This is a genomic window from Streptomyces incanus (assembly GCF_042656345.1).
Classification (GTDB): Bacteria; Actinomycetota; Actinomycetes; order Streptomycetales; family Streptomycetaceae; genus Streptomyces; species Streptomyces incanus.
Genome location: NZ_JBHSPC010000156.1, coordinates 1 through 18,394, shown reverse-complemented (window position 1 = coordinate 18,394; position 18,394 = coordinate 1). Strand labels below are relative to the sequence as shown.

General features: G+C 70.0%; 11 protein-coding genes. 6 read left to right on the top strand and 5 right to left on the bottom strand.

Going from position 1 to position 18,394, the window contains the following annotated elements; translation table 11 throughout:
* Nucleotides 1–9: 9 nt before the first annotated feature.
* Nucleotides 10–6,015: an AAA domain-containing protein gene (locus tag ACFP2V_RS35560; RefSeq protein WP_381219787.1), complete on the bottom strand. Its 6,006-nt coding sequence runs from the start codon at nucleotides 6,013–6,015 to the stop codon at nucleotides 10–12.
* Nucleotides 6,016–6,388: 373 nt separating this feature from the next.
* Between ACFP2V_RS35560 and ACFP2V_RS35555 the strand changes: the two genes are divergently transcribed.
* The 4 genes from ACFP2V_RS35555 to ACFP2V_RS35540 all read left to right on the top strand — a co-directional run bounded on the left by ACFP2V_RS35555 (nucleotide 6,389) and on the right by ACFP2V_RS35540 (nucleotide 11,393).
* The gene (locus tag ACFP2V_RS35555; RefSeq protein WP_381219784.1) at nucleotides 6,389–7,222 is read left to right on the top strand and encodes a ParB N-terminal domain-containing protein; all 834 of its coding nucleotides are present in this window, start codon (nucleotides 6,389–6,391) and stop codon (nucleotides 7,220–7,222) included.
* 136 nt (nucleotides 7,223–7,358) lie between these two features.
* On the top strand, nucleotides 7,359–9,905 hold the full coding sequence (locus ACFP2V_RS35550) for a GmrSD restriction endonuclease domain-containing protein (RefSeq protein ID WP_381219781.1): 2,547 nt from the start codon (nucleotides 7,359–7,361) through the stop codon (nucleotides 9,903–9,905).
* A gap of 33 nt (nucleotides 9,906–9,938) precedes the next feature.
* Nucleotides 9,939–10,544 (top strand): hypothetical protein, encoded by a 606-nt coding sequence (locus tag ACFP2V_RS35545; RefSeq protein ID WP_381219778.1) that lies wholly within the window; start codon nucleotides 9,939–9,941, stop codon nucleotides 10,542–10,544.
* Nucleotides 10,545–10,553: 9 nt separating this feature from the next.
* Nucleotides 10,554–11,393, top strand: coding sequence for a BRCT domain-containing protein (locus ACFP2V_RS35540; RefSeq protein WP_381219775.1), 840 nt, complete (start codon nucleotides 10,554–10,556; stop codon nucleotides 11,391–11,393).
* A 173-nt stretch (nucleotides 11,394–11,566) separates the two neighbouring features.
* Here ACFP2V_RS35540 and ACFP2V_RS35535 read toward each other — a convergent pair whose 3' ends face one another.
* Both ACFP2V_RS35535 and ACFP2V_RS35530 read right to left on the bottom strand, forming a co-directional pair.
* Nucleotides 11,567–13,336 (bottom strand): hypothetical protein, encoded by a 1,770-nt coding sequence (locus tag ACFP2V_RS35535; RefSeq protein WP_381219772.1) that lies wholly within the window; start codon nucleotides 13,334–13,336, stop codon nucleotides 11,567–11,569.
* Nucleotides 13,337–13,558: 222 nt separating this feature from the next.
* Nucleotides 13,559–14,236 (bottom strand): PASTA domain-containing protein, encoded by a 678-nt coding sequence (locus tag ACFP2V_RS35530; protein ID WP_381219769.1) that lies wholly within the window; start codon nucleotides 14,234–14,236, stop codon nucleotides 13,559–13,561.
* Between the two features lie 267 nt (nucleotides 14,237–14,503).
* On the opposite strand from ACFP2V_RS35530, the gene ACFP2V_RS35525 reads away from it, so the two are divergent.
* Nucleotides 14,504–14,872 carry a hypothetical protein gene (locus ACFP2V_RS35525; RefSeq protein WP_381219766.1) on the top strand — a complete coding sequence of 123 codons (369 nt, stop codon included), beginning with the start codon at nucleotides 14,504–14,506 and terminating at the stop codon, nucleotides 14,870–14,872.
* Between the two features lie 57 nt (nucleotides 14,873–14,929).
* The gene (locus ACFP2V_RS35520; RefSeq protein WP_381219763.1) at nucleotides 14,930–16,942 is read left to right on the top strand and encodes a serine/threonine-protein kinase; all 2,013 of its coding nucleotides are present in this window, start codon (nucleotides 14,930–14,932) and stop codon (nucleotides 16,940–16,942) included.
* A 46-nt stretch (nucleotides 16,943–16,988) separates the two neighbouring features.
* Here ACFP2V_RS35520 and ACFP2V_RS35515 read toward each other — a convergent pair whose 3' ends face one another.
* A complete protein-coding gene (locus ACFP2V_RS35515; RefSeq protein ID WP_381219760.1) occupies nucleotides 16,989–17,852 on the bottom strand; it encodes an SMI1/KNR4 family protein in 864 nt (287 codons plus the stop codon).
* Nucleotides 17,849–18,196, bottom strand: a complete 348-nt coding sequence (locus tag ACFP2V_RS35510) for a deoxyxylulose-5-phosphate synthase (protein WP_381219758.1) — start codon at nucleotides 18,194–18,196, stop codon at nucleotides 17,849–17,851. Before ACFP2V_RS35510 ends, ACFP2V_RS35515 begins: the two co-directional genes overlap by 4 nt.
* Between the last annotated feature and the right edge of the window lie 198 nt (nucleotides 18,197–18,394).

The following is an 18,394-nucleotide window of genomic DNA, read 5'->3' as shown; positions in this document are numbered from 1 at the left end:
ACCCGGGCCTCAGACCCGGATCTCCCGGACGACGACCGTGAGCGCCTTGTCCTGAGCCGCCTCGTAGGAGATCTCACGGCCCGTCGGCTGCCACATGAGCGCGTGTCCCAGAGGGGACGACGGCGAGACGATGTCCGCCTCGTCGACGGGCAGTTCGGCGACCGTGTACAGGGTGTCCTCGTCCACCTGCCCGTCGAACTCCAGGACGAGCAGAGCACCGGGGATCACGACCCTCGGCGGGTCCGCCTCGCCGGCGACACGGACGGCGTCGAGGAAGGTCCGCAGGAACGCCAGGCGCTTCGCGCGCCGGTCCCTCTGATCGGCCTGGGTCTTCCTCAGGAAGACGAGGTTCGCCGGTTCCACTCCGTCGGGGGTCTCGTCCGGGGCGTCGACGGCGGCCTTCAGCTGCTGCATCTCGCGGACCAGCCGTTGGAAGGCGGCGGCGGGAATCTCCTGGACCGGCAGCGCACTGCCGCGCGCGGTTCGCGGAGCTCCCGGCTCCTGACCTGATGCGGGAGCGGGTGCCATCGGCCGGGTGGTGACCGCGGGCGCCGCTGTCGCGGTCCGCACGGTACTGGTCACCGTGGATACGGCCCGGTTGCGGGAGTCGGCCGTCGGTCCGGTCACGCGCGCCTCCCCGGATCCGCCCGCGGGCGGGGCCCCCGGGAGCAGCACCCCTGCGGCGCCCGGGCCCGGCTCGTCCTCGATCGCCCGGACGTCATCCTCGGAGCCCGAGCTGAGCGGGGTCTCCTCGTACGGGCGCTCCACGTCCTCACGCGTGACGTCCGTACCACCGGCCCACGCCTCCTCGGCCGCCGGGACATCCGCGGCGTGGGCAGGAGCGCTCTCGTCGTCCTCCTGTACCGGCTCGATACCCAGCCGCTCCAGCTCGGTCCAGAGTGGTGCCAGTGCCTGCTCCCGGTCGAGATGGAACCGGCTGCCGCGGATCCGGACGAAGGTCCAGTCGACGCGCTCCAGGTCACGTTGGCGAGCGGCCGCGGTGGAGGCGTCCTCGCCCTCCGCGAAGGCGTCGCCGTCGCAGGCGACCGCGAGCCTGCGGGTGCCGCCTTCCACGACCAGGTCGATCGTGTGGCGTCCGACGCGATACGCAGGCCGTACGCGGTAACCGCGAGTCGCCAGCTCCAGGTACACCTGCTGCTGGAACAGGCTGTCGAACGCCGCGTGCCGCACGTCGGGCAGGACCTCCCCGTCCAGGGCGACGCCGTCGTCCTCGGCGGGCCGAGTGAGATGGTCCAGCCACCAGCGACGCAGGTCGTTCTCGTGGAACTGCTCGGCCCGGGCGCTGTGGAAGACCCACACCTGGTCCTGGGCGCGGGACGCGGCGACGTTGAGCCGCTGCTCGTACGTCTTGCCGTTGAAGCCGCCTGGCACCGTTCCGGCCGCCGTGGTCGCCGAGTTGACGCAGGAGATGAACATGACGTGGCGTTCGTCGCCCTGGAAGTCCTCGGCGTCACCGATCCGGATGCGCCGCTCCTCGCGCTGCTCGTAGTCGAGACGCTCGGCGAGCAGGTTCTCCAGCTCCGTCAGGTGCCCCTTGCTCGCACGCAGCGTGATGATGCCCATGGTCTTCCCGTCGTACGCCGGGTCGGCGCAGCAGCGCACGACGGCGTCGACAAGGGCTTCGGCCTCTGCCGTGTTGGCCAGCCGGGTGTTGGCCCCGAGGGCCTCGCCGTCCTCCACGTGGACGGTGCGCACCGGGGGCAGGCGGTCGGCGCCGTACTGGCGCAGGGGCTGCAGCCTGCCGTTGTAGCAGAGCTCGTTGGAGAAGGAGATGATCTCCGGCATGCACCGGAAGTGCTCCTTGAGCATGAGCGTGCCGCGTCCGGCGGAGAGGGCTTCGGTCAGGTCGAAGAAGCTGGACTCGGGGCCGAACAGGCTGCGGACGTCAGGTTCGAGCGAGGTGAGCAGCCGGTCTCTCAGGTGGAAGTACTCGTCCTGCTTGAGGCCGACGTTGGAGGGACTGACCTGCTTGCTGTCACCGACGACGACCATGCGGTCGGCGAGCCAGCTCAGCATCATGGCCTCCAGGCCCGACTGGCTGGCTTCGTCGACGATGACGACGTCGAACATGCCGGGCCGGTCCATGGGGACCGTCTCGGCGACCTGGTGCAGTGGCATGATCCAGGCCGGCACCGCGGTCTGCGCCTTGCGCAGCGCGGCCTGCGCGTCGCGCCGGTAGCGGTGCTGGTACTTGCCCTTGATGCGGCGGGCGGCCTGCTGGTAGGCGCTGAGCGCGCGGGACTGGTCGCCGGTGAGCAGGCCGAGGCAGCGGTGCCAGGCCCGCGCGGCAGCGAGCCGGGCGAGCATGATGCGCGCCTCGTCGTCGGCCTCTGTCAGTTTCCCGCGCAGGGCGCGCTCGGCTTCCGGGTCGGTGAGCCGCTCCATGCGCTCGCGCCATGCGGACCAGGCCCAGGCTTCGGCCAGGTGAGGCAGCCGGGCGTCCCACGTGGTGTCCTCGGCGGTGTCGGTGATCCGCTCGGCGAGGGCGGGGAACGTCTCACGGACACGGGTGAGGGCGGCGTGCCGCTCCGCGCGCAGCCGGGCGGCCTCGCGGACCTCGGCGATCTCGTGGCTGAACTCGCGGTAGCCGTCGTGGTCCTGGGCGCGCACGCTCTCGAGCGCGCGAGCGACGGCGGGTGAGACCGCGGGCCGGTCGCTCCAGGAGCGCAGGAGTTCCTCGGTGTCCGCGATGACTCGCCGGGACTGCTCGGCTGCGCGCAGCGTACTCGCCGCGCGCAGCAGGGCGCGTACGGCGTTCTCAACGGTCGTGTCGTGCCAGGTGGCGACGGCCAGCTGCGGGGAGGTGGAAGCAGCGGTGAGGACGTCCGTGCGGGTGGCGGACACGGTCAGGAGCGCGTCGAGTACGGCTGCTTCCTGCCGCAGGCGGGCGAGGCGCGGCCCGTGTCCCTGCCAGGCGCCGGCGGGTGCTCCCCATTCGGACTCGACCTGTGCCAGGCGCAGTTCCAGTTGGACGCGGGCGACGACGACGGCGGCGGTCGCGACGTCCTCCGGGGGCCGTCCGTCGACCCGGACGCTCTCCACGAAGGGGCCGACGGCCTTGGCCAGCTTCGAGCGCAGGCCGAGACTGCCACGCAGCTTCAGTCCTTGGGTGAGCCCGTCGTGCAGGGCGGTGGCCTGGCCGAGTGCGGTGGCCGGGTCGTACTGCTCCAGCCCGCTGACCAGGGCGGTGCCCAGCGTGGTGAGCGAGGCGTCGACCGCCGTGAGGGCGTCGGTGACGGCTGCCTGCCGGCTCCGCGTCTGCCAGTCCTGGCCGGCGGTGACCTCTCCCAGGAGAGAGACCGCCCACGGGCCGGCTGCGGCCGCGAGTGACGCGGCACGGGCCCGGGCGCCGGAGAACGCGTCGAGCGCGGCCGAGAGTTCCCGCTGTGCGGCCTCATCGAGACCACGTACCGCCATGTCGTACTGCGCGCAGAGCGAGTCCTTCCGGACGGCCGTGTGCGCTTCGTCGGCCGAGCGGACGACACGGACGGCATCCTCGAAGTCACCGGGGTCGACCAGCTCGGAGGGACCGGGTACATCGGCGGCGAGGGCCTGGTGGTGCGGGGTGTAGGCGCGGGTGGCGTGCAGCAGGCCCAACGTTTCGGCCGCGTTCAGGGCGGGCTGTTCCTGCGGGACCGCGCCGAGCCACTCGTACTGTCCCGCCTCGGTGGTCAGGCGTTCGGCGATCTCCTGGAGGCTTCCGCTGTAGTCGCCGATCTCCGCGTCGAAACGGTGGGTCTCCTGCTCGCGCAGGACGGCGAGATCGCGCAGCATGGCCTGCTGGGCACCGCGGGCCTTGGCCAGACGCGACTGGAGGGTACGGATGTCCTTCTGCGAGGCCTTCGCGTCGTAGCCGGCGTACTCGTTCAGGATCCGCTGGACGGAAGCCTCCAGCTCGCGCTGGGCGGCGGCGCCGTCCTCCGTGCGGCTGACGCACAGGTCACGGATGGATTCGGGCAGCTTGTCCCGGAGGACGCGCAGGGCCCGTGGCGTGTGGCTGGTGATGAGGACGCGCTTGCCCTGGGCGAGCAGGTCGGTGACCAGGTTGGCGATGGTGTGTGTCTTGCCGGTGCCGGGCGGTCCCTGGACGACGACGAGCCGGTTGGCCCGCAGCCGCTCGGCGATGGTGCGCTGCTCCTCGTTGGCGGGGAGCGCGAAATACATCTCGCCGGTGTCGCTGCCCGTCCCGTCGCCCTCGGCCGCCGCAAGGTCGGCCGCGGTCAGCGCCCCGTCGCGGCCCGCGATGTAGGCGAGCAGCTCGGTGGGCCCGGTGCCCGCGTCGACCTGGCGGGCGATGGCTTTGAGGGCGTCCACCATCGACCGGCGGCTGCGTTCACGCAGCACGAGCGCGGGCGTGAGCCCCACCTGCGGCACGTCGAGGCTGCGCGGCTTGGCGCGCTCCACGGCCGGCGAGTAGCTCCCCGCGCTGTGCGCGGCGTTCGCCCAGCTGCGCAGGGCGGTGTGCAGGGCGTCGAGGTGTTCGGGGTCGGTCACATCCGAGGCGCCCTCCAGCACCCGGACGATCTCCTCCCGGACGGGCCCCGGGACATGCTGGGCACCTTCCAGCATGCCCTCTTCCAGTTCCAGTCCGGTGCCCGTGGGGTCGGGGGCGGCGGTGAGGGTGCCGGTGGACGGGTCGAGGTGGATCACGGCCCGGTGGGTGACCAGGTGCCGTTCCACCCGCTGCCCGGCGGCGGTCTGCCAGGTCAGCCGACCGAGCCCGAGGACGAGTTCGTAGGCCTCGCCGAGGTTGGCGGCGTCCTCGTGCATCTTGTGGAGCCGGTCGTACAGCCGCACGACGGGGTCGATCGCGCGGCGTCGCTCCGCCCACGCGCGCCACTCCTCCTCCCAGGCGGCGTACAACTTCTCGATCCGCTCGCGCTTCGGGTGCTCGTCCAGCTCGTGGTAGGTCTTCTCGAGCGGGATCCCCTCCGACCAGTCCGGAAACTCCGGCTCGATCCGGCGGCGCAGGTGCGGGGCACGGATCTGCTTGAAGTCCCTCAGGCGCGTGTCGTCCACCCACGGGGCGAGGAGCGGATCGGGATGGGGGGTGTCCTCGCGCTCCGGGCGTTCGACAGTCACCCAGGCGGGGTCGTCGGTGGCCAGCGCCCCGTCGAGCATGACCGCCACGCCGTCGTCGTGCGGCAGTTCCTCGAACCACACGGTGCCGGCGGCGCCGTCCAGGGTGCGCACGGGCCGTGCCTTGGACTCCTCGGCCTCGGCGAGGAACCGGAAGATCTGCCGCACGCGGGTGGCGTCGGTCGGCTCGTACGTGCCGGAGGCCGGCGCCGGGGCCCCGCCGCGGCTGGGCTGCGCGGGGACGGCCCCCAGGGGGACTCCGGCGATGGGGCGTGGCGATCCGGCGTCGCGATCGGCACCCCCGCTGTCGTGGTGACTCATGGACCTCGGCATGGGGCCCGCGGGTGCCGGTTCCTCGTCCGTGAACAGGGAAGCCTGTTGATCGCCGAAGAGAGCGGCCTGATCCGGCAGCAGTGCGGGAGCCTCGCGCGCGAAAGCCGCCCGAGGATCACCGCCGGAGACGGAGGCAGCGGCGACGGCCGTGGTGAAGGTGACGCTCTCGCGGTCGTGGGAGCTCGGGAACCGCACCTCGATGTCCAGCTCTCCGGCGGTACCGGCCGGGATGCTGTACGCCCAGGTCGCCGACGCGCGACGGCCCTTGAGCAGCCTGCCTTCGAGCTCGCCGTCGAGCGTCTCGGTCCGGTAATCCTGCACCTGTCGGCCCGTCTTGCCGTAGGGCCCGCTGCGCACCAGCAGCGTGATGCCGTCGACGTCGATGGGCCGGTCCGTGCCGTTGCTGAGATACAGGGTGCAGCGCACCAGATCGTCGCCCTCGCGGTACCCGTACGAGTCCTCGGGATCGACCAGCTCGTACGGCGCTACGCCGTCCACGCGCACGTGCAGTCCGTCGTCGTACTGGTAGTCGGAACCGGTCGGCCGCACACTGTCGCCCGGGCCGCTCTCGTGCTGGCTCACACGCCACCCCACTGCTGCTGAGGGCCACCCTGTGGCCGCCTTCGTCAAACGCGCCCCGCTCACGCCGGACACACCGCCAACCACGCCCCCCTGGCGCGTCGGCAAGGTGTGAACTGAGCACACGGGGAGGAGCGTAGCAGCAACCGCATCGACACATCGGGCTCCGGAGCTACGCGACACCCGGCACACCCCTCGGCGGGCAAGCAGTGGCCACCCGCATCACCTCCCGCCTCACGGCCTGCGGCAGATCCCTGCAGAGCGAAACGCGCCATCACTTACATATGATCGTTGACTGTGTTCACACCATTGATGCATGCTATTTGCGGAGCCGCCGCCCGTGCGCTCGCCACCCAGGGAAAGGCACCCACACGCCATGCATATGGAAGTACTCGACGTCACACCGGAGTTGGCCGCCGAGTGGCTCACTCGCAACACCAACAACAGGCCGCTCAGCAAGGCGACCGTCCAGCAGCTGGCGGCCCGGATCCAGCGTGGGGAATGGCAGTTGACCCACCAGGGCATCGCCTTCGACGAGGACGACGTACTGATCGACGGTCAGCACCGGCTGGCCGCAGTGGTCAAGGCCGGTCTCACAGTGCCGCTGACCGTCGCGCGTGGTGTGCCCCGCACGGCGTTCACCGTGATGGACACCGGCCGTAAGCGCACCGGCCGCGACACCCTCGCACTCGCCGGTGAGGCCAACGCGACCCACCTGGCCGCAGCCCTGCGCGGCCTGCACCTCTACCTGAACGCACCGAACTCCGCCTGGAGCGGCGGCTCGTCCGTCACGAGCAACGACCAGCTGCTGACCCTGCTTGCCGAGCACCCCGGCATCCGCGAGGCCGTACAGCACGGCATCGCCTGCAACCGCGGCTGCGGCATCACCGTCACGGCGGCGACGATCGGCTGGTACATCACCACGCGTGCGCGTCCCGACGTCGATCAGTCCCCCTGGAAGGAGGGGCTGGTGACCGGCGCACGGCTGGAGCCGGGCGATCCCCGACTCACCCTGCGCAACACCATGCTGGGTCTGGCCAGGGGGACCGCACTCCGGCGCCGCGACGACTCGCGCGAGCACCTGCTCTATTACCTCAAGGCATGGAACGCCTGGGTCGAGTGCCGTTCCATCAAACTTCTGCGCCGCTCCCCCAACGAGACGATGCCGCGCGTCTCCAAGCAGACGGGCATCACGCATGTGACCGGATGATCCCGGGCACTCCACCCGAAGTATCCGAAGCGGTGTCATCGTAGATCGATTGCCCCTAGATTGAGTGGCCGCTGCCACCGGGGCTCAACTCGCCGGACGGGACCACCGACCCGTGCCCGGCAGGGAAAGGAAGCGCATGCGCGCCCAGGAGATCACCTTCCTGAAGCTCGTCCAGGGGGACAAGCAGTTCCAGGTACCGCTCTATCAGCGGACGTACAGCTGGGGCAGGGAACAGCTCAAACGCCTCTGGGAGGACGTCGGTGAACTCGTCGACCAGCATCTGTCCGGTGAGCCCACGGCGCCGCACTTCCTGGGCTCCGTGGTACTCGCACCCGGACAGATCCAGGCCGGCGGCGTGCAGAGGTGGCTGGTCGTGGACGGTCAGCAGCGCCTGACGACGCTGATGCTGGCGTTCGCCGCGCTCCGCGACCACCTCAGGTCGACCGGCGACGAGCGGGGCGTGGACCGAGTACACCGGCAGGTGCTGGTCAACGAGTTCCACGAGGGCCTCGACCACTACCGGTTGCTGCCCACGCAGGCAGACCGGGAGGCCTACACGGCCTGTGTGCGGTCCCGGGCCGAGGCGGGCGGAAGCGACAATGTCGGCGCGGCCTACCGGTTCTTCCGCGGCGCGTTCGCGGAGGGCCACGAGGCGGGCGACGAACGGTGGACCGCGACCGTCGAGACCGTGTTGAAGGACCTGCTCTCCATCGTCGAGATCACCGCCGAGCCCGGCGACAACGTCTATCGGATCTTCGAATCCATCAACAACACGGGCGTAGGGCTCAGTCAGAGCGACCTCCTGCGCAACTACGTGTTCATGCTGCTGCCCAAGCGGGGTGAACGTGTCTACCAGGAACTGTGGCTGCCCATGCAGCAGAGCCTCGGCCCGAAGAATCTCGAACTGCTCGTGTGGCTGGACCTGATCGTTCGCGGCAACTCCAAGGCGAAGCAGAGCGAGATCTATCGGGAGCAGCAGAAGCGGCTCCAGTCGCTGGCGGGCGACGAAGGGGCGCTGCAGTACGAGGTCGAGCAACTGGCCCAGCGAGGGAGGCGGTTCCTGCGTATCGTCGAGCCGGCGCGTGAGTCGTCGCCGAAGCTGCGTGCGGTGCTGGAGCGCCTCGCCGCCTGGGGCGGTCAGACCCACTACCCGCTGGCCCTGCACCTGCTGGACCTCGTCGACGCGGGGAGGACGACACCTGACGATGCCGCCGAGGCGCTGCGGTACGTCGAGTCGTACCTGGTGCGGCGTCTGATCTGCCAGACACCCACCACCGGCCTGAACCGGATCTTCATGGAGGCGCCGACGAACCTGGAGACCGACCGACCGGCGGCCGAAGCGGTCCGCCGGTTCCTCTCCGGACGCCGTCGCCGGTGGCCGAGCGACGAGGAACTGCGTGCGGCGATCCGCGGCAAGCCGTTCTACTGGAGCGGCCGTCCCCCACAGCGCAGTTACATCCTGCGCCGCCTGGAGGAGAGCTACCGCCCCTCCGAGCCGGTCGACTTCGTCAAGGCAGCCCTCAGCGTGGAGCACGTACTCCCGCAACGGCCCGCGGCGGCATGGCTCCAACTGCTCGACGAGGAGACCGAGGAGAACCAGACCCCCCAGGAGCTGCACGACCTGTTGGTGCACACGCTCGGAAACCTCACGCTCACCGGTGACAACTCGAAGCTGTCCAACCACCCCTTCGAGCGCAAGCAGCAGATCCTCGAATCGAGCGCTCTGCGGATGAACCTGGAAATCGCCGAGGCGAAGCGCTGGGGCAAGGCGGAGATCCTCGACCGGGCCAACCGCCTGACCGACCGTGCGGTGGAACTGTGGCCGGGCCCGATCGGCGGGATCAAGCCGGTGGGCGAGGAGTCACCCGGCTGGACGGAACTGCGGGCCGCACTGGTGGTGATGCCGAGTGGTACATGGACGACCTACGGGGACGTCGCCGAGCTGATCGGCAGTCTCCCCGTGGCCGTAGGCGCCTACCTGGGATCCAACCCCTCGCTGATCGGCGCGTACCGGGTCCTCACCGTGGAGGGCAAGATCTCTCCCTCGTTCCGCTGGCCGGAGGGAGGTGACCGGCAACCGCCGCAGGAACTGCTCGCCAGTGAGGGCATCCGGTTCGATGCGTGGGGGCGCGCACACCGCTCCCAACGCCTGTCCGCCGCCGAACTGGCCACCCTGCTGGGCAAGGACGTCGCTCAGCCGGTCACTCAGGACCCGCTTCCCGAGGGCGAGGACTCGGCGGCGGCAGAGCGCTTCCGCACCCAGTTGCGGAAGAACTGGCCGGACGCCCACGACGCCGTCCTGGCGGCTCTCGACTTCTGGCGCCGCCAGGGCGGTTACGTCAACTACGGTCGTTTCGAGGAGACGAGCTGCTTCCCGATGCTGGACGCCGGCACCAGCCACCGGCCCCACCTGATGTGGCCGGTCGGCATCTACCCGGTGAGCGGCACGGTCGAGGTCGTCTTCCAGTACCTCAAGGACCGCAGCCCCTTCGACGACACGGAACAGCGTCGCGAGCTGCTGAACCGCCTCAACAAGATCGAGGGCATCGACCTGCCCGAGGCGAAGCTGGAACTGCGCCCGTCCTTCCCGGTGCGGGTCTTCGCGGAGCACGGGGAGGAGATCTGCGGGGTACTGGACTGGTTCGTGCACACGGCGGCGCTGGATCTGGCACAGCGGGACTGAGTGAACCGACCATCGCGTATGAGGGAGGCATCCGTGCACGTACTGAGCGAGCTCGAGCTGACGCGCGGCAGTGACCGAGTGACGAAAAACGGCACGACGCTGTCCGGTGAGCCATCGGTGGCGAGCGCCGTCGAATGGGAGCTGCACCTGCCCGGGCGTCCGACGCTGAAGATCCACGACAACCACTGGCGCAACGGCGAACGGGACCTGGTGGTCCACAAGCCCCCGGTCATGCCCGAGATGCCCTCGGCCCTGTCGAATCTGCACGGGCGGCTGCGCTCCGGCATCGCCCCCACACCGGGACGGCGGGAGCTCCGCGTCATGGTGTATCCGACGTACGTCGACAAGCACGGCAGGCCGCGCATCAACAAGTCCCTGACCACGGAAGCCCTCGCCGACCGGATGGGGCTGTTCGTACTGCGGGAGCTGACCGACAGGGAAGACGTCACGCTGGAGCCCGCTCACGACCGCCCGGACCTGCCGCTCGTCGACCTGGACGACCCGCAGGACGAGAAGCCCCTCCAGCACGCCTTGTTCTTTCCCGCCGAGGACGACGAGACGCCGGTACTCGGCTTCGTCCACTTCCGTGTCCTGCCGGTGCTCCGTCACATCGACTGGCTGGCTCCGGACGGAGGGTGAGGAAGAGTGGTGCCGGGCAGGACGTGCCGAGGGACCGTCCGCAGCCTCAGCGGCCACACGATCTGCTTCACGGGTCGCGTGCTCGTCGACGGCGAGCGGACGGTCAGGTCGCGCTGTGAGGAACTGGCCGAGGAGCACGATGCGGATACCAAGACTGATTTTTCGCGGAAGATCACCCTGGTCGTCTACGGCGATCTGGCCAGCAAGGTGGTGACGGACAGCCGCCGGGCGTACAGCAGCAAGCTCGTCGACGCCGACACCTCGCGCAACGAGGGGCACCACGTCTGCGTCGTGGACGCGGACGGCTTCTCGAAACTGCTCAAGCGGCGTCCCGCCCCGTGTCTGAAGCTGAGGAGGTCGGGCGGCGGGCGCGTGCGCCCCGTGGCAGCCTCTCCGACCACAGACGAGGTTCTCGGCGGCCCCCTTCAAGTGCGCAGACCAGGCCGGCGCTCGTCCGCGCAGCTCACACTCGATCTGAGCCATCTCGACAAGGCGACGTCCGCACACGAAGCGACGGTGGGTGCGCTCCTCGTGCACCTTTCCGGCCGAGGCGTCGAGGTACGCACCCACGCGCCGGGCGCTCCCGCATTCGACGCGGGATGGTCACGCGGGACGGACGTGTTCATAGCCGAGGTCAAGAGTCTGACGGGAGCGAGGGAAGACCAGCAGATCCGTCTGGGCATCGGGCAGGTCCTCGACTACGCGCACCAACTCCGCACCGCCCACCCCGGTCGCCGCCTTCATCCCGTCCTGGTGCTGGAGAAGCGCCCGGTGGGCCCTCGGTGGTCCTCATTGGCCCAGTCCGCCGGCATACGGCTCACGTGGGCGCCTGGCTTCCCGGACGTCTGAGGGTGAGATACCCGTATGGGACGGCGTGTCCTACGGCCCCATCGTGCTCGAAGGGGCCGGCGAGGGAGAAGGGCACGGGGCCGTCCCCCGCCAGTGACAACGGCGGAGGGCTCGGCCCGTCCTTGCCGGTTCTCCATCGGTCCTGGCCACGAACCGGTCGATCGACTCGGGGCCTAATCGGCACCGCAGGTCACGGACTCGGATCCGGTCGGTTCGGTAGACCTGGTGCCGGTGCTCTCGCCCTCACTGCCCGCCTCGATGGGGGCGTGACGCCGCCGCTGAAGCGCATCGCGTTCAACGTCCGGGATCGTCATCGACTCGGCCAGCACGGCGGCGAACTCATCCACTTGGGTGTTGTCCATGTCAGCGTGGAAAAGCCACCGGATGTTCTCGTCACGTGTGATGAGGTCGATCGCCAGGCGCGCGCTTTTGTCCTGCGTGGTCACTGCTCGGACGTATCGCACTCGGTCGACCGGGATGTTTTGACGGATCTCGGCTTGCTCGAGGAATGCGTTCGTCCTGGCCGTGATGATGCGGCGGTCCGTGACGGCGACCAGTGTCTTCGCTGCCGTCTTGTCCCGCGCTGCCGCCAACTTCTCCTTCGCTCCGCCGAGGATCGCGGAAAGGGGACCGAGGGCGTCCAGCTGGTCGGGGAAGCCGAGGACGCGCAGGGTCTCACCGTCGTCGAGGAACCATCGCAGGATGCGGAGGTACGGCTCGAGATCCAGTGATTCGGGGGCGCAGACGACGCCCGGAGCCTCGAGCGGAGGGGCCGGCGGGCGGAGAGTATCGGCAAGAGGCTCGATCGTCTCCAGAAGACGGGCGGAGGCTTCGCGGGCTGCCTTCACGTCCTTCTTCTTCCCCGGCAGCGGCCATGCTTCGGGTCCGGGGAGCTCGGCGATGATCCGCAGCTCCCGCGTCAGCGCGCCGAGGAGGCTCGTCGTCTCGGCGAGAGCGGAGTCGAACTCCGCGCGGGTGTCGCGTGCGATGACCTCGGCGTACTGCGCCTCGGCGGCGTCTTCGCGGCCGGCGGCTCTCGCCCTCGCGGCGCGGAGCGCATGGTATCCGGTCCATGCCTTGAGGGAGGACAGGAGGGCATGGGCATCGAAGACGATCGCCTCGGCGTTCGTCTGCAGGTACTCACGGTGGCTGTGCGCGTCGGATCGGCCGATCTGCCTGACGTGGTCGTGGACGTTCCCCTGGTAGAGCTCAAGCTGCTTCTGCAGCAGCGCTCCACTGCCCGCGACGTCCTCCCACAGGGACGTCGGGACCGATTCGATCTCTCGCGCCTGGTCGACCGCGCGATCGATGGCGGCGACGAGCCCCGTCAGTTCGGCCCAGTGATCCTTGCGGATGGTGGTGAGGACCTGGCTTGTCAGCGCGAGGTTGGTCCTGACGAGGCCCGTGACCTCGCTCAGCGTCATCTGAAGGGCGACCATGGCCAGCGCCGGCCCGAGCGAGGCCGCGGTCTGCGCCTTGCTCACCGCGGTCACGGGGATGAGGCGAGCCTGAGCGATGAAGCGGCCAGGAACCATCACTGTTCCGAGGTTCGCGCCGTCCTTGACGGCGAGCGTCGCGCCGCTCCTCAGCAGGGCCTGTGTCGCGTCGCTGATCCTGTAGAGCCCCTGCACGCCGGCGAACGCGTTTCCGAGGTTGCCGGCCACGGTCGCCGCGTTCCCGAGCGAGGCGAGGATCGCGGAGATCTGTTTGCGGTCGGCAGCCGGGACGATCCCGAAGTCGATCAGATCGGGCTTCAGCTCCGGCGGGACCTCACCGGCGACGAGAGCCACTCCTGGGAGCACCTCAACCAGGACCGTCGGCGCCGTCGTCGAGTCGATGTCCGAGTCGGACGTCGGATCGTCCACAACGGGGGAGTCGGCGGTGTCGCTCCGGCCGTTCTCCTCAGGCTCGGCGCTCTCCATCGAGTCCGAAGGGTCCTGCATGCGATCTCCTCCCCCACGGGCGCGCAACGGCCGGACGTCGTCGGCGTTCCCCGGCGAAGTCTACGACTCGACACCCTGCGGTTCAGCCTGAATCCACCGGTGCTGATTCCGGATCGGCTTGACCGTGGGCTCGTCCAGTCACCCGCTCCGTGATTCGGCTCGAACCAGCACCTCCGTGGGTTTACGACCGGGGTACCGACCTGTGCCGGATCCGGCACGCGGTCAGCAGCTTTCGCCGAACTTGACGGCCCCGATCGTCACCGGCTGCCCGTCGAGCTTCGCTCCGGCCGCCGGGTCGGTCGAGCAGACCTGCCAGTTCGACTCAAGGAGCACCATCCGGTCCTGGCCTGATACGTCGTCGACCGTGATGCTGGTGGAAGCGTCGAGCGCCTGGCGGGCGACCTTGACGGACTTCCCCACGAAGTTCGGCATGGTGGAGCCGGCCTTCTCAGGTTCGCCCTGTTCGCCGCCTGCGGGGCAGGTCTCCTCGAGCTTGACCGTGCCGAAGTCGATTTTCGTGTCCGTCGAGTGCTTGCCGGGCGTCGGGGTCTGGGAGCAGACCTTCCAGCTCCGGTCGAGAATCTGGTTGCGGCCCCGGCCGAGCGCGTCGTGCGACGTGAGGTGGTAGAAGCCGACGGCCTGCGCCTCGTCCTGGGCACTCTGCAGCCCCTTGCCGACCATCTCCGGCAGCTTCGCGGTGGTCTCGGCGGCGGTCGAGGGTTCCTGGGCCGCCTCGTCGGCCCTGGTGTCCGACGACTTGGGGGCGGGAGCCGTAGGGGAGGGAGCCGCAGGAGTGGGGTCCGCGGGCTTGGCGTCCGTGCCGGTGTCGGCGGTCGGGCCGCAGGCGGTGAGTGCGGCGAGCAACAGCACGGCGGCTGCCGAGGTGCGGGTGGTGCGCATGGTGATCCCCCAAGGACGTTGCGGATGAGAGTGGCCCGCCGTGCGGATGCGGGTGAGGCTCGCGCCCACGGTCAAGCCTGACAAAACGACTGACCGACGACGAATCGAGCATCGCTCGGCGGCACTTGACTGGTTCAGTAATGCAGTTCGTGCACTGAGTTCACAACTCGATGATAGAAATCCGGTGTGCACCCCTGCCCCTTTGCGTGTAGGCCGTCTAGGCTCTGAGTCGGCTCAGGATCGAGCGACCGGGGCGGGGAGAAGGCGATGAAGAAGAACACGCTGGAGTACGAGCAGGCGCTGGACGCAGTGGTCGAGATCCTGCAGAACCGGGCACGCGGGGGTGCGGCACCGCTGTCGTACGGTGAGCTCAGCACCGAGCTGGCCGGCCGCGGCCATCAAGTCCCCTCCTATGAAGGGCCCATGCCCTATCTCCTCGAGGACGCCTCCGTCCGGGAGAGCCCGGACGGATCGCTGCCGCTGCTCTCCGCGCTCGTGGTCCTGCGGGAGACCGGCCGACCGTCCGGTGGTTTCTTCAAGCTCGCCCGGCGCGCCCCGTACAAGCGGCCGGGTGACGACATGGAGCTGTGGGTCGAAGAGATCAAGCAGCTCGCGAAGCACTACGCCGACCGCTGAAGACGCGTCAGCGACGACGGTGACACACCGTCTCAGAACCACATGAAGGAACAGTCTGTGAGCGAAAACGGCTCCGGCGGAAGAGTCCAGCCGGCTCGTCCCGGCGACCCCTCCCGCATAGGCCACTACCGGATCGTCGGCCGTCTCGGTGCGGGGGGCATGGGGACCGTCCATGCCGGCGTCGCCCCCGACGGAACGCGCGTCGCGGTGAAGGTGATTCATCCCGAGCAGGCCCAGGACCCGGAGTTCCGGGCCCGTTTCAAGCGTGAGGTGGAGCTCTCCTCCCGCGTCACCGGCCCGTATCTGGTCCCGCTGCTCACCGCCGACACGAACGCGGACACCCCGTGGCTGGCCACCGCCTACGTTCCCGGCCCCACGCTGCACCAGCACCTGCTCGCCCACGGTCCGCTCACCGGAGGGAGCCTGTACGCGCTCGCGTCCGCCACCGCGCAGGCGTTGGAGGCCGTCCACGCCGCGGGAGTGGTGCACCGTGACGTGAAACCGCAGAACGTCATTCTCACGCCGGGTGGCCCCCGCGTGCTGGACTTCGGGATCGCGCACGCCGCCGACGGCACCAGTGTGACGCGCACCGGCGTCATGACCGGCACCCCCGGCTGGATCAGCCCCGAGCAGTACCGCACGGGGGCCACCGGCCCCGAGGGCGACATGTTCGCCTGGGGAGCGCTCCTGGCCTACGCGGCCACCGGAAGGCTGCCCTTCGGTACCGGTGCACCCGATGTGGTCGCGTTCCGCGTGCTGTCCGGGGAACCGGACCTGGACGGCGTCCCCGCGCCGCTGCGCCAAGTCGTGGAGAAGGCACTCTCCAAGGAGCCGGGCGACCGCCCGTCGGCCGTCGAGGCCGCCCGGGCGTGCGCGGAACTGCTGGCCTCCCAGGTCACCCAGGTGGTGAGGGCCGACGTGATGCCGGCGACGGCGGTGGACATGGTGACAGCCGTCTGGGACGTGCCGGCCGGGGACGACCCGGCGTGGCAGCTTCCCCCGTCCCAAAACCGTTCGAAGAAGCAACTGGTGGGCGTCGTGGCCCTCGTGGCGGCCGTCGTCGGCGGCATGGCCGGAGGAGCGGCGGCTCTCATGCCCGGCAGCACCGGCAACGGAAATCGCGCATCGCCCTCCGCGGCCTCGGTCTCCCCCGTCGCCTCGGCCGGATCCGGGCAGCCGTCCGCGAGAACCGCGGACGACAACACGACGAAGAAGGAACAACAGGCCGCGGCCGACGACTCCGCGAGCGCGGAGAGTTGGCGACAGGCGCGCCCGGCGCGGGGCCAGGGCGAGCACGACGTGGCGCGCGCGGTCCTGCACGACCAGGGTGTCACCGCCCGAGACCTGAGCCCGATCGAGATGGCTCCGGGAGCCGTGCGGTTCCACGAGTCGCGCCGGGAGGTCTACTTCTCGTACCGGCTGGCCGCCGACGAGCAGGGGATGGCGTACGCGGAGACCGAGGTCGCGAGGTCGATGTGCATGACGCTGCGGGACGTCGTCCTCCGTCTTCACCCGGGTCTGCCGTACCGCTCGTACGTCATGGTGAAGGAGGAGAAGGGCCAGGACCCGCAGGTGACCTGGCAGGAGAACTTCGTCGACGACGAACGGTGCCGGTCGGCCATCGGGGACGGCCAGGACGCCGAGGACGGCACCGGACAGGACTGGGAGCCGGACCAGTACGGGCTCGGAGAGGCGATGGTCCCCAGTACCGACGGCGCCGAGATCCGGGTCGCGGACCGCGCCGCCCGGCGGATCATCGAGCGGAGCAACGCGATGCGCTCGACGCTCGGCACCGACCAGGTGCTCGGCCACGAGGAGATCAAGGTGGGCTTCGATCCCGCCAACTCGGCCATGTACGTGTGGTCGGACTACCTGTTGTGGAATCGGGGACAGATCGAGACGTGGGCGGACATGGCCGCGGGTGAGGCGTGCCGGGCCCTCGCGAACCAGCGGCAGAGCATGGGCGAGGGCTGGCCGTACACCCGCTACGCCGTGGCGGAGATCGGCGCGTCGGGCTACCTGATGATCCGCTGGGGCACGGCCAGCACGCAGGCCGACTGCCCCGCTTGATCGACGCCTCGGGCCGACGACCCTGTGCCTTCGGCCTCGTGGACGCCTACGCGTCCTCGCCGGTGACTGCGTCCCAGGCCGGCAGCGGCACCCCGTCGGACCCACTGATCCGGACCACCTCGCACCCCATCCGCCGTACGGCGGCAAAGAGACGGTGCCGGGCCACCGCACCGTCCTCCGGCGGGAACGAAATCCGGATCTGGTGCGGACGTGACATGTCGTAGGTGAGCAGCCAGTCCGTGTCGACGGTGGCGAAGTGGTCCTGCCCCGAATCGCCCTTCTCCGAGCGCCAGCTGCCCCGGTCGACGGTCGGGGCCAGAGTCTGCCGGAGGATCGCCAGGCGCCGGTCGTGGGCGAGCAGGCTCTCGGTCAGATGGAGGCAGCGGTGGACCCGGGGCCGGAACGCGTTGAACCAGGGGGCCGGCCCCGGCTCCATGTCCGCGAGCAACCGGGAGCCGACGCGTCCCCCGCTCCACGCTTCGACGAAAGCGGCCGCACTCATGGAGTGGGTCTCGTACCAGCCGTCCCTGCTCCACACCACGACGGGCCAGGCCCCGGGTGCCCCCTCGGTGAGCCGGCAGAGCCGGTCGGCGTCCATGGTGGTGCCCCAGATCAGCAGCCCGCCCGGAGCCGGATGGAGAGGGTACGGGTAGTACTCCTGGTCCCTTTCGGGCGCGCCCGACAGCCTGCCGTTCTGCCATGCGACCCCGTTGTGCTCGCTCGTGCCGAACGGCGTGCGCAGGTAGAGGTAGTCGCAGAACTCGCCCCACCCGTACGTCTTCACCAGCCACTTGTAGTCGTCGGGCAGCCGCACGCCGAGCCCGGCCTCCACGGCGGCCCAGTCGCCGCGGGCATCGACGGGAGCAGTCGGCGGCGGCACGAGCCGCACCAGGTCCGGCTCCCCCGTCACGGCACCTCGTAGCGCACGAGCGCCCTGGCGAAGGGCTCGCCACTGCGGCGGGCGTATGTCATCCGCTCGCGCACCTCCCTCAGCGTGCGCGGGCGGTACCCGGGCCCGCCGCAACAGCTCTTGTGGAAGCGGACACCCGCGTGCAGCAGGACGGACAGCACCCTCCAGGCCTCGGTGTCCCGGCGCGGCGGCGCGGCGAAGGCCGATCCCGCATGGATCAGTGGCTCCGCGCAGCGCGGACAGACCCGCCGCCGGTCCCCGTCGTGCGGCTCGTACGACAGATACGGCTGCTTGTACGAAGCCCGGCAAGGCAGGCAGACATAGGAGGTCTTCCCGGAAGGCATACCGCCAGGGTAGGCAGCACCCAGGCGGAACTCGACGGGTTTTCGCAGCCGGGCCTCGCTCGGAGATCCACGTGTCCGCAGCTCCGGGTGTACGAGCTGCCGTCGCGTCATTAGGGGTGCGGGGCGGGAAGAGAGTGCCGGGGGGTTCCCCCCGAGAAGTGGACACCAGTTCGTGTTGTTATGCGGCGAGTGTCATGT

What these genes read in the sequence shown, in the direction of transcription:
- ACFP2V_RS35525 (WP_381219766.1), top strand. Translation starts at nt 14,504, where the DNA reads ATGAAGAAGAACACGCTGGAGTACGAGCAGGCGCTGGACGCAGTGGTC.
- ACFP2V_RS35555 (WP_381219784.1), top strand. Translation starts at nt 6,389, where the DNA reads ATGCATATGGAAGTACTCGACGTCACACCGGAGTTGGCCGCCGAGTGG.
- ACFP2V_RS35535 (WP_381219772.1), bottom strand. Translation starts at nt 13,336, where the DNA reads ATGCAGGACCCTTCGGACTCGATGGAGAGCGCCGAGCCTGAGGAGAAC.
- ACFP2V_RS35530 (WP_381219769.1), bottom strand. Translation starts at nt 14,236, where the DNA reads ATGCGCACCACCCGCACCTCGGCAGCCGCCGTGCTGTTGCTCGCCGCA.
- ACFP2V_RS35510 (WP_381219758.1), bottom strand. Translation starts at nt 18,196, where the DNA reads ATGCCTTCCGGGAAGACCTCCTATGTCTGCCTGCCTTGCCGGGCTTCG.
- ACFP2V_RS35550 (WP_381219781.1), top strand. Translation starts at nt 7,359, where the DNA reads ATGCGCGCCCAGGAGATCACCTTCCTGAAGCTCGTCCAGGGGGACAAG.